8 protein-coding genes and 1 pseudogene are annotated in these 11,018 nt (G+C 72.1%); 6 read left to right on the top strand and 3 right to left on the bottom strand.

Annotation, left to right across the window (positions count from 1 at the left end):
- Positions 1-29 precede the first annotated feature (29 nt).
- A pseudogene (locus ABVB68_RS20075) lies at positions 30-358 on the bottom strand (CGNR zinc finger domain-containing protein); the annotation flags it as partial.
- Between the two features lie 103 nt (positions 359-461).
- On the opposite strand from ABVB68_RS20075, the gene ABVB68_RS20070 reads away from it, so the two are divergent.
- From ABVB68_RS20070 to ABVB68_RS20050, 5 genes are all read left to right on the top strand, one after another.
- On the top strand, positions 462-932 hold the full coding sequence (locus tag ABVB68_RS20070) for an NUDIX hydrolase (RefSeq protein WP_353602449.1): 471 nt from the start codon (positions 462-464) through the stop codon (positions 930-932).
- Between the two features lie 211 nt (positions 933-1,143).
- Entirely contained in the window at positions 1,144-2,895 is a 1,752-nt protein-coding gene (locus ABVB68_RS20065; protein ID WP_353602448.1) for a TIGR03767 family metallophosphoesterase, read from the top strand.
- A gap of 94 nt (positions 2,896-2,989) precedes the next feature.
- Positions 2,990-4,132, top strand: coding sequence for a serine hydrolase domain-containing protein (locus ABVB68_RS20060; protein WP_353602447.1), 1,143 nt, complete (start codon positions 2,990-2,992; stop codon positions 4,130-4,132).
- 117 nt (positions 4,133-4,249) lie between these two features.
- Complete coding sequence (locus ABVB68_RS20055; RefSeq protein WP_353602446.1) at positions 4,250-5,476, top strand: glycosyltransferase; 1,227 nt, start codon at positions 4,250-4,252, stop codon at positions 5,474-5,476.
- A 47-nt stretch (positions 5,477-5,523) separates the two neighbouring features.
- Positions 5,524-6,027, top strand: coding sequence for a DinB family protein (locus ABVB68_RS20050; protein ID WP_353602445.1), 504 nt, complete (start codon positions 5,524-5,526; stop codon positions 6,025-6,027).
- 77 nt (positions 6,028-6,104) lie between these two features.
- Here the strand turns inward: ABVB68_RS20050 and ABVB68_RS20045 are convergent, their stop codons facing one another.
- Together ABVB68_RS20045 and pepN are read right to left on the bottom strand one after the other, a co-directional pair.
- A complete protein-coding gene (locus ABVB68_RS20045) occupies positions 6,105-7,142 on the bottom strand; it encodes a hypothetical protein (protein ID WP_353602444.1) in 1,038 nt (345 codons plus the stop codon).
- A 207-nt stretch (positions 7,143-7,349) separates the two neighbouring features.
- A complete protein-coding gene (gene pepN, locus ABVB68_RS20040; protein ID WP_353602443.1) occupies positions 7,350-9,932 on the bottom strand; it encodes an aminopeptidase N in 2,583 nt (860 codons plus the stop codon).
- Between the two features lie 141 nt (positions 9,933-10,073).
- On the opposite strand from pepN, the gene ABVB68_RS20035 reads away from it, so the two are divergent.
- Entirely contained in the window at positions 10,074-10,733 is a 660-nt protein-coding gene (locus ABVB68_RS20035; RefSeq protein ID WP_353602442.1) for a mycothiol-dependent nitroreductase Rv2466c family protein, read from the top strand.
- Positions 10,734-11,018: the final 285 nt, after the last annotated feature.

Genomic DNA, 11,018 nt, shown 5'->3' with positions numbered 1-11,018 from the left:
GGATAGGACGCCTATAGCCCGGTATTTGATCAGTTCTCCCTCGAACGCGCGTAATGCCGGGACGCCTTGGCCGGTTGCCGCACGCGGCCACGGTGCACCAGCGGCGGGTGCCGTTGCGGGAGGTGTCGAAGAAGCGCAGGACGCAGTCGCCGCCGGCGCAGGTGCGGATCCGCTCCGGGGCCCGGCCGAGCAGGTCGAGATGGTCACGGGCCACGAGCCACGCGGGGTCGGCGAACTCGGGCTCCTCGGCCGGACCGGCGGCGGTCAGCCGGGCCCGGATGCGCCCGTGCTCCAGCACGGCGTCCACCAGCGGCGCCGCCTCGGCCGGTGATCCGCCCACCGCGGCCTCCAGTGCCTCCAGGTGCCGGCTCCGTCGTCCGCGGGGGCACGTCCCGCCCCCGCGCCGGTCCCGCTCCCCCCGTTCACCGGCCGGTCCGGACGGGACGCGCTAACGTCCGGCCATGCGCCGGAACTTGAGGGTGGCGGCCTACGCCGTGTGCGTCCGCGACCGACAGCTTCTGCTCGCCCGCTCGCCGGGACCGGGCGGGACTCCCGAATGGGTGCTGCCGGGGGGTGGCATGGAGCACGGCGAGGACCCGTACGACACCGTCCGCCGCGAGGTCACCGAGGAGACCGGCTACCGCATCGAGGTGACCGGTCTGCTCGGCGTGGACTCCCGCCGCCGCCTCTTCCGCCGCCGGGGCCTGACCCCGATGACGGACCATCACGCCCTGCGCCTGGTCTACGAGGCGGAGGTCGTGGGCGGCGAACTGCGCCACGAGATCGGCGGTTCCACGGACTTCGCGGCCTGGCAGGACCTGGACGCGGTCCCCGGGCTCACCCGCGTGCGGCTGGTCGACGTGGCTCTGCGGCTGTGGCGCGAACGCCCGGCCGACGGACGGCCGGCGGCCCCTCCCTACCCCGGCGGATGAACGAGGGGTGACCGCTCCCGGGCCACCGGCGATCCACTCCATGGCCGCGCCCGGGACCCCGAGATCCCCGTACGGTGATCGGCGCTGCGCGTTGCCGCCGCGTTCACGCACAGGTCATCCCCGATGCCAAACATCCAGAGCAAGCGGGGCGTTGGCGCCTGTGACGGCCCGCGGCCCACTGCCGCCGCGTTCGCACTCGGGGAGACGCGCCATGCCGCGCACACGCTCTGTCGCCACCTCCGCCCTGGGGGTACACCGCCGTACCGTCCTCGCCGCCGCCGGAGCCGTCTCGCTCTCCGCGGGCGTCGGCTACGCACTGAGGCCCACCGACAGCGAGGCCGCCACCGTCACCGGTCAGCCCGTCGCCCACGCCGGGCGGCCGACCGCGGCGGCCTCGCTCGCCCCCTACACCAAGGGCACGACGCTCGCGTCCCTCGCCACCCCCCGGGGCGGCTCCGGCTACCGCCGCCTCGGTGACGGGCCGGGCTGGAGGCGGGTCGTGCGCAGCGAGCTGGCCACGCCCAGGACCGGCCGTGCCGGCCGCCGTACGGCTCTCGCGGCGTTCGTGCAGTTCACCGACATGCACCTGACGGACGTGCAGCACCCGCTGCGCGTGGAGTTCGTGCGCGCCGCCGACCCGCACGCCTGGCGCCCGCAGGAGGCGCTGACCGTGCAGGGCGCCATCTCGCTCGTCGAGCGGGTCAACGCGCTGCGCGGCGGACCCGTCACCGGCACCCCGCTCGGCTTCGTCATGACCACCGGTGACAACACCGACAACAACGCCCTGTGCGAGCTCGAGTGGTACATGAAGGTGATGAGCGGGGGCCGCTTCGCCCCCGACTCCGGTGACCCCAGCCACTACGAGGGCGTCCAGAACAGCGGCCTGAACCTGTACTGGCAGCCCGACTCCGCCCTTCGCGACCACGACAAGACGGCCGGGTTCCCGCAGCTGAAGGGCTTCCTGGCAGCGGCGGTCCGGGACGTGCGCAGCCCGGGCCTGAAGCTGCCCTGGTACTCCACCGTCGGCAACCACGACAGCCTCCAGCTCGGCGTCTACGGCTCGCACGGCGACCCCTACCTCGCCGAGGCCGCCATCAGCGGCCGGAAACTGATGACCGTCTCCGCCGCCGAGGCGAAGAAGTTCCAGGACACCAACAGGAACGCCCAGGACCCCACGGGCGCCGGCTACCGGGAGTTCCTCAAGGCCCACGCGCGCTCCATGCGCCCGGTCACCGCCGACGAGAAGCGGGCCCCCTACACCCAGGCCGACTACCTCAAGGCCCACCTGGACCCCGCCCACCAGGGCGCCGGCCCGGTCGGCCACGGCTACTCCGGCGCGAACCTCGACGCCGGCACCCAGTACTACTCCTTCCGGATCTCCGGCGACGTGATCGGGATCAGCCTCGACACCAACGACGCCGGCGGCCACTTCGAGGGCTCCGTCGGCACCGCCCAGCTGAAGTGGCTGGACAGGACCCTGAAGGACAACAAGGACTCCTACGCCGTCGTCTTCAGCCACCACACCAGCAAGACGATGACCAACACCCGGCCGGACCCGGCCCGTCCCGGCGAGCGCCGGCACTCCGGTGACGAGGTGGTGGCCCTGCTGGCCAGGCACGACAACGTGGTGGCCTGGGTGAACGGCCACGTCCACAAGAACATCGTCACCCCGCACAGGGCCTCCGGCGGCCGCGCCTTCTGGGAGATCTCCACCGCCTCGCACATCGACCACCCGCAGCTCGCCCGGATCGTCGAACTGGTCGACAACAAGGACGGCACACTCTCCGTCTTCACCACCCTCGTCGAGTCCGCGGCCCCGCACCGCACCGACTTCACCGACCTCTCGCAGACCGGCCTGGCCGCGCTCTTCCGCGAGCTGGCCTTCAACGCCCCCGGCGCGAGCAGGACGTTCGCGGGCAAGGAGACCGACCGGAACACCGAGCTGGTGCTGAAGAAGGGCTGAAACTCACTCAACCAGCGCACATCCGGGCAACCTTCGCGCAGGACTGCCGGTCCCCTCCCTCGACCGCACCACGCACCACACGTTGGGGGAAGAGATGCGCGTACGTACGACCGCGGTGGGCGCCACCGTCCTGCTGCTCTCGGCCGCCCTGGCGGCCCCGGCCGTCGCGGCGACCGGGGCCGCCGGCCCCGCCGGGCACGGCCACACCGCCACCCGCGAGGCCGTCGAGGCGGCGGTCGGGGCCGGGGTGCCCGGGGTGACCGCCACCGCGCGGGACGCCGCCGGCACCTGGTCGACGACGGCGGGCGTCGGCGACCTGCGCACGCACCGGCTCCGCTCCACCGCCGACCGCTACCGCGTCGGCAGCATCACCAAGACCTTCGTCGCCACGGTCCTGCTCCAACTGGAGGCGGAGGGGCGGCTCTCCCTGGAGGACACGGTCGACACGTGGCTGCCCGGGGTGGTGCGCGGCCACGGCCACGACGGCCGCCGCATCACCGTCCGCCGGCTCCTCGACCACACCAGCGGGATCTACGACTACACGACGGACGACGGCTTCACCCGCGCCTACTTCCAGAAGGACGGGTTCTTCCGGCACCGCTACGACACGCACACCCCGGACGACCTGGTCTCGATCGCCATGCGGCACGAGCCGGAGTTCGCCCCGGGCGCGTCCTGGAGCTACTCCAACACCAACTACGTCGTCGCCGGCATGGTCATCGAGAAGGTGACCGGCCACTCCTACGCCACCGAGATCCGGCACCGGATCATCGAACCGCTGCACCTGCGGGCCACCTCCCTGCCCGGCACGAGGACCACCGTGGCGCGGCCCAGCAGCCGTGCCTACTCGAAATTCAACGAGACGACGGGCCCCACCTACGACGTCACGGCGCTCAACCCCTCCCTCGCCTCCTCGGCCGGCGAAATGATCTCGAATTCGGCGGACCTGGACCGCTTCTACGGCGCGCTGCTCCGCGGCAGGCTCCTGCCGGCCGCGCAGCTGAAGGAAATGAAGACCACCGTGAAGATCCCCGGCGTGCCGAACACGGCGTACGGTCTCGGTCTCATCGAACGCACGCTGACCTGCGGCGTCCATGTCTGGGGCCATGACGGCGGCATTCACGGCTCCACGTCCTCGGCGGTGGTGACGGCGGACGGCGGGCATTCCCTCGCATTCAATTTCAACGGGGACTGGACGGGTGACACGGAAGCGGTGATCGAAAAGGAATTCTGTTAGGCAACGTTTCATTCGCGTAGCTTTGCGTTCACGCGTACGTAATGTCCGTACCGCCTGATATCGGCTAACCCGCTGTTCACGGGGATGGCTCATTTCAGGTGCAAGGCGGGTGGTCGCGTGCGCGCGAGACACGGACTGCGGGTTCTGTCGGTCTACGAGGGTTTCTTCTCCGGTGGGGCCCGGATACTGCACAGCGACGTCCTCCTGGGGCTGGCCGAGGGCGGCCAGTCCCACCAGGTGCTCAGCATCCACGGCGAGGTGGTCCGCGAGGCCACCCGGCAGCGTATGGAGGACGACCGGTGCTACCGGGCCCTGACCGCCGGCGAGGTCGCCGTCACCTCGCTCGGGCGGAGCGCGGGACTGGTCGACGGCACGGTCGCGGCGCGTGCTTTCAGCGGGCCCGAGCTGGCCGAAACCGCGCGGTCGATGGCCGCGGCGGACGTGGTCCTCTCCCTGAAGGAGCAGCCGCTGGCCCTGCTGAACCAGCGCGGGCTGCCCCGCCGCCCGGTCGTGGTCTGCCTGCACCGCTCCGACCCCGAGAACCAGGGCGCCGCCCTGGACGAGCTGAAGGCCGCGATCGCCGACGGCACCGTGGTGGCCTGCGTGTGCTGCGCCGAGTCCACCCGGGCGGCGTACGAGGCCGTGGGCGTCCCGCGCGAGCTGCTGCACGTCGTCCCCAACGGAGTGGACCTGCTCCGCTTCCGCCCGGACCCCGTGGCGCGCCGTGCCGTGCGGGCCGCGCTGGGCATCGCGGACGCCGCCCCGGTGATCGTCTTCGCGGCCCGCCACGCCCCGATGAAGAACGTCCCCCTCTTCCTCCGCGCGGCGCGGGCCTGGCTGTCCCGGGAGCCCGGCGGGCACGTGCTGATGTGCGGCGCCGGGATGACACCGGGCAACCCCGGGCTGCGGGCCGACCTGACGGACGCCTTCGCCGGGGAGCCGGGGCCGGCCGGGCGGGTGCACCCGCTCGGCGTCCGGCACGACATGGAGGCCGTCTACGCGGCCGGCGACGTCGTCGCCCTCACCTCCGTCACCGGCGAGGCGGCCCCGCTGTGCCTGATCGAGGGCATGATGTGCGGCGCGGTACCGGTCACGACCGACGTCGGCGACAGCGCGGCGATCGTCGCCGGCCACGGCTTCGTCACCCCGCCCGATCCCGGTGCCGTCGCGTCGGCCTGGTCGGCGGCGGTCGCCGGACGGGCGGGACTGGCGCCCGCCCTGGAGCGCGGCCGTGAACGCTTCAGCCGCACCCGCATGATCGCCGCCTACGCCACGCTGCTCGACGGCGTGCACACCTCGAACCCCGCCCGCACCGACGCGTACGGCGGGCAGGGCGCCCTCTGATCAATTCGGTTGCCGGACGAGTGTGCGGTGGGCGAGTGTTCCGAGCGATGAAGAGAACAGACACGCCCTCCTCCTGGGACGAGCGCACGCAGCTGACCACCTTCCTCGACTACGCCCGGGCCACCGCCCGCGCCAAGTGCGAGGGTGCCTCGCCGGAGGACGCCCGCCGGGCCCCGCTGCCGGGCTCCCCGCTCATGACCCTGTGCGGCCTGATCAACCATCTGCGCTGGGTGGAGTACTACTGGTTCCAGGTGGTCTTCCTCGGCGAGGAGGACCAGGGGCCGTGGACCGACGAGGACCCCGACCGCGAGATGCGGATCGCGGTCGACGTCCCGCTGGAGCGGCTGCTCGCCGAGTACGAGGAGCAGAGCGCCCGCTACCGCGAGCTGGTCGCCGCCACCGACCTGGACACGGCGGCCCGGCGGACGATGCGCGACGACCGCCACCCCGACCTGCGCTGGGTGCTGCTGCACCTCATCGAGGAGACGTCCCGGCACAACGGACACCTCGACATCGTGCGGGAGTTGCTGGACGGGACCACCGGCGACTGAAGCACGTGAGGAGGGGGCCCGCGGACCGGGTCCGCGAGCCCCCTCCTCTCCCCTCCTGATGCTCCTCCGGTCCGTCACTACCGGGGCAGCACCACGACGTACGCGGCCGGGTCGCGGTCGCCGGACGCCATCAGCGCCGTGCGTACCACCGCCGCCTGCTGTTCCATCGCGTCCCTGAGCTTCTTCGGCGTGATGTACACGACCGTGATGCCCAGGCGCTCCAGGTGCTCACGCTTGCGCGCGTACTCCGACCACAGGGCGTCCTCGTCCTGGCGGGGCGCCCGGGTGTCGAGCTCCACGGCGACCGCCTGGTTCGGCCAGTACGCGTCCAGGCCGCCGAGGTGCGGGCCGCCGGGCAGCCGCAGGTCGACGTTCCAGGCCGGGTCGGGCAGGCCGTACTCGCGGACCATCCGGTAGAGCCGGTCCTCCGCGATCGAGCGGCCCTCCGCCACCAGCGAGTCCACCGCGTCCACCACGTGCGGCCGGTTCAGCAGTTTCGCCTGCGTCAACTCCCGCACCACCGCGGCTGGTTCGCAGTGGCCGGCGCGCACCGCCTCGGTCAGCAGGCGCCGTACCGACTCCGCGTCCGCCAGTTCCGCCACCGCGTCCGCCAGCGCCCGCGGCACCGGCGCCACCGGCAGGCCCGCCACCACCCGGGGCGTGGGCAGGGCGGACGTGCGCAGGACGCGGACGAAACCCGTGGAGCGCAGCCGGCGCGAGCGCGGGACCAGGACGTCCACGCGGTCCAGCGAGAGCGGCGGGGGCGCGGCCGAGAAGCCGTACACGGCCAGGGCGGCGAGGCCCGTGATCATCGCCTCCGCGTACAGCGGGCGGTGCGGGCTCTCGGCCGTCGGCTGCGCCGGGACGGCGGGCGCCGCTTCACGGGCGGCGTACAGCAGCGCTCCGTGCAGCCGCTCCTCGCCGGTCGGCGCGCCCGGGTGCAGCAGGACCACGTCGGGGAGCAGTTGGCGCCAGGGGCCGTCGGGGCGGCACTGCTCGGTCAGTTCGGCCGCGGACACGCCGTGGGCGCGCAGCTGAGCCGCCGTCAGCACCCGGCGGTGGGCCTCGGAGAGGTGGCGGAGGGGGCGGGGGGAGAGCGGGGTGTTGTGCGTCATGGCCACGAACTTCCCGCACCCGGTCCTCCCCTTAACCGCTGTTACACGGTCGTCGAGAAATGCGGACAAGACGGTACTAAAGGTCAGGTGTTCGGGTGCCGAGTAGGAACCGAAAACCCCTGGTCCGATCGGGTGTGGACCAGGGGTTACGGCTGCTCTTGCCCGAATTTCGTAACGGTCACCGACCGGGCGAGCTCAGGCCAAAGCTCACCGGTCGCCGGCCGCCGCGTCGCACTCCTGTGCGCGCAGCGCCCGCGCCAGGTCGTCCCGCGACTCCAGCACCAGCCGGCGCAGCGCCGGCGCCGCCTCCCGGTGCGCGTCGAGCCAGGCGTCCGTCGCGTCGAGGGTCTCCCGGCGGTCCTGGTGGGACGGGAACAGGCCCCGGACCACGTCCATGCCGATCTGGATCGACCGCTCCCGCCACACCCGCTCGATCGCCGCGAAGTACAAGTGTGCGTAGGGCGCGGTCAGTTCGCGCTGCGAGGGCTGGTCGAAGCCCGCGATCGTCGCCTCCACCAGCGCGTTCGACAGCGCGTCGGACTCCACCACCTGCGCCCACGCCTGCGCCTTGACCGCCGCCGACGGGCGGGACGCCAGGCAGCGCACCTGATGGCGCTTGCCGGAGGCGGTGTCGTCGCGGGCCAGCTCGGCCGCCAGCGCCGGCTCGCCGGCCACCCCGTGCGCGGCCAGCGGCTCCAAGAACGCCCAGCGCAGCTCCTGGTCCACCACCAGGCCGTCGATCGCCGTCGTCCCCTCCAGCAGCTCCTGCAGCAGCTTCAGGTCCGGCTCGGCCGAGGCCACGGCCGCGAAGAACCGCGCCCACGCCAGCTGCTGCTCGCTGCCCGGGCCGGCCGCCCGCAGCTCGCCCAGCGCCCCTTCGGCGAGCAGCGCCCCGCCGGTCTCCCGCCAGGCCGGCGCCGCGTAGTGCAGCAGCGCCGAGTGCGCCCAGGCGTGCAGCATCTGCAGCACGCCGATGTCCGACTCGCGGCCCGCGAACCGCAGCACGAGATCGATGAAGTCCCGGGCCGGCAGCAGTGCGTCCCGGGTCATGTTCCACAGCGCCGACCAGCACAGCGCACGCGCCAGCGGGTCGGACAGCGCTCCCAGGTGCCCCCGCAGGGTCGCCAGCGAGGTCGCGTCGAAGCGGATCTTGCAGTAGGTGAGGTCGTCGTCGTTGACCAGCACCAGCTCCGGCGCCTCGGCGCCCGCCAGCTCCGCCACGACCGTGCGCGCGCCGTCCACGTCCGTCTCCACGCGCGCGTACCGCTCCAGCGCTCCCTCGGGCGTACGGCGGTACAGGCCCACCGCGACCCGGTGCGGGCGCAGCTGCGGATGGCTCTCCGGCGCCTCCTGGACGATTCCGAGCTCGGCGATCCGGGCGCCCGTGCTGTCCAGCAGCACCTGCGGGGTCAGCGAGTTCACCCCGGCCGTCTGCAGCCAGGACCGCGCCCACACCGTCATGTCCCGGCCGCTGGTCTCGGCCAGCACCGACAGCAGGTCGCCGAGGCGCGTGTTGCCGTACGCGTTGCGCTTGAAGTAGCGGCGGGCGCCCTCCAGGAACGCCTCCTCGCCGACGTACGCCACCAGCTGCTTGAGCACCGAGGCGCCCTTGGCGTAGGTGATGCCGTCGAAGTTCAGCTTCGCGTCCTCCAGGTCGCGGATGTCCGCCGTGATCGGGTGCGTGGACGGCAGCTGGTCCGCGCGGTAGGCCCAGGCCTTGCGGCGGTTGGCGAAGGTCACCCAGGCGTCGGAGAAGCGGGTCGCGCCGACGTTCGCGTACGTGCCCATGAAGTCCGCGAAGGACTCCTTCAGCCACAGGTCGTCCCACCACTCCATGGTGACCAGGTCGCCGAACCACATGTGCGCCATCTCGTGCAGGATGACGTTGGCCCGCGCCTCGTAGGACGCCTGCGTCACCTTCCCGCGGAAGATGTACTCCTCCCGGAAGGTCACCAGACCCGGGTTCTCCATCGCGCCCAGGTTGTACTCCGGCACGAACGCCTGGTCGTACTTCCCGAACGGGTACGGGTAGTCGAAGTGGTCGTGGAAGAAGTCCAGGCCCTGCTTGGTGACCAGGAAGACGTCCTCGGCGTCGAAGTGCGGGGCGAGGCCCTTGCGGCACATCGCGCCCAGCGGGATCTCCAGCTTCGTGCCGTCCTCGAAGGTGCGGGAGTAGGAGTCGGTCACGTAGTGGTACGGCCCCGCCACCACGCACGTGATGTACGTCGAGATCGGCTTCGTCTCCGCGAACCGCCAGACGCCGTCGACGAGTTCGCCGGCTCCGTTGCTCCACGCCGTCCAGCCCTCCGGCACCCGGACCTCGAACCGGTAGGGGGCCTTGAGATCGGGCTGCTCGAAGTCGGCGAAGACCCGGCGGGCGTCGGCCGGCTCGTACTGCGTGTAGAGGTAGACCTCGCCGTCCTCCGGGTCGACGAAGCGGTGCAGGCCCTCGCCGGTGCGCGAGTAGGCGCACTGGGCGTCGACCACCAGCTCGTTCTCGGCGGCCAGGTCCTCCAGCGCGATCCGCGAGCCGTCGAAGACCTCGCTCGGGTCCAGGTCCTTGCCGTTGAGTGAGACCGAGGTCACGCTCGGCGCGATCAGATCGGCGAAGGAGGACGCGCCCGGCTCGTTGCAGCGGAAGCGGACGGTGGTCACCGAGCGGAAGGTGCGCGGCTCGCCGTCCCCGTCGCCTACGGCGGACCTCAGGTCCAGGGACACGTCGTACCCGTCGACGGACAGCAGTGCGGCCCGCTCCCGGGCCTCGTCGCGGGACAGATTCTCACCGGGCACGGGCGGCACTCCCTCGTGGTCGCGTCAGTGGTGGCTGAACAGCACCGATCCTGCCATGTGCACCTGACAGGCGGCAGCAGGGAATGTGGCCCGCGCGGACGTCGTTGCCCCTGTAAAAGACCACGCCGGCCGAGGAGAACCATGTCCGAGAGCACGACCTCGTCAGACAAGACCCCCGTCGACTTCTGGTTCGACCCGCTGTGCCCCTGGGCCTGGATGACCTCCCGCTGGGTGCTGGAGGTGGAGAAGGTCCGCGACATCGAGGTCCGCTGGCACATCATGAGCCTCGCCGTCCTGAACGAGGACAGGCTGGACGAGCTCCCCGAGGACTACCGGGAGCTGCTCGTCAAGGCCTGGAAGCCGGTGCGCGTGGTGACCGCGGCCTGGCAGAAGCACGGGGCGGACGTCCTCGGGCCGCTCTACACCGCGCTCGGCACCCGCTTCCACAACAACGGCGAGGGCGCCACCCTGGAGGCCGTCGCCGGCGCGCTCGCGGACGTCGGCCTGCCCGCCGAGCTGATCGAGTACGCCGAGCAGGAGGACTTCGAGTTCGAGGCCGAACTGCGCGCCTCCCACAAGGAGGGCATCGAGAAGGTCGGTCAGGACGTCGGCACCCCGGTCATCGCGGTCCCGGGCGCCGACGGCGAGCAGATCGCCTTCTTCGGCCCGGTCGTCACCCCCGCCCCCAAGGGCGAGGAGGCGGCCCGTCTGTGGGACGGCACCCTGGCGGTCGCCTCCGTACCGGGCTTCTACGAGATCAAGCGGACCCGCACCAAGGGCCCCGACTTCAGCAACCTGTAGGACCCGGCCGCCGGCCCGGCGGTGGAGGACCCCGCGAGTCACGTCCTCGCGGGGGTCCTCTTTCATCCGCCCGCCGCCGTGAAGGGTGAGAAGACGATCACGAGGCAGGGCGATCCGGGGGGCGCTCGGAGCGCCGGCGGCCCTCCGCACCGGCATCTTATTGCACATGGATTGCAACTGCACGCACGCGCCTAGATGTACTCGGTCATGACGTTGGTGACAGTCGGCTGATCGGGGGCTGGCCTGCGAGCGCGGTGTGTCGGCGTCGAGTGTTGTAGAAGTTCA

The sequence above is a fragment of the Streptomyces sp. NPDC096012 genome (genome assembly GCF_040426375.1).
Classification (GTDB): domain Bacteria; phylum Actinomycetota; class Actinomycetes; order Streptomycetales; family Streptomycetaceae; genus Streptomyces.
Note: the sequence above shows the minus strand (reverse complement) of the source record. Positions and strands in the feature narration are given on the sequence as shown.

Bases quoted from the DNA above. Each gene is read 5' to 3' on its own strand.
- ABVB68_RS20050 (WP_353602445.1), top strand. From the start codon at position 5,524: ATGAAGAGAACAGACACGCCCTCCTCCTGGGACGAGCGCACGCAGCTG.
- ABVB68_RS20070 (WP_353602449.1), top strand. From the start codon at position 462: ATGCGCCGGAACTTGAGGGTGGCGGCCTACGCCGTGTGCGTCCGCGAC.
- ABVB68_RS20065 (WP_353602448.1), top strand. From the start codon at position 1,144: ATGCCGCGCACACGCTCTGTCGCCACCTCCGCCCTGGGGGTACACCGC.
- ABVB68_RS20045 (WP_353602444.1), bottom strand. From the start codon at position 7,142: ATGACGCACAACACCCCGCTCTCCCCCCGCCCCCTCCGCCACCTCTCC.
- ABVB68_RS20035 (WP_353602442.1), top strand. From the start codon at position 10,074: ATGTCCGAGAGCACGACCTCGTCAGACAAGACCCCCGTCGACTTCTGG.
- ABVB68_RS20060 (WP_353602447.1), top strand. From the start codon at position 2,990: ATGCGCGTACGTACGACCGCGGTGGGCGCCACCGTCCTGCTGCTCTCG.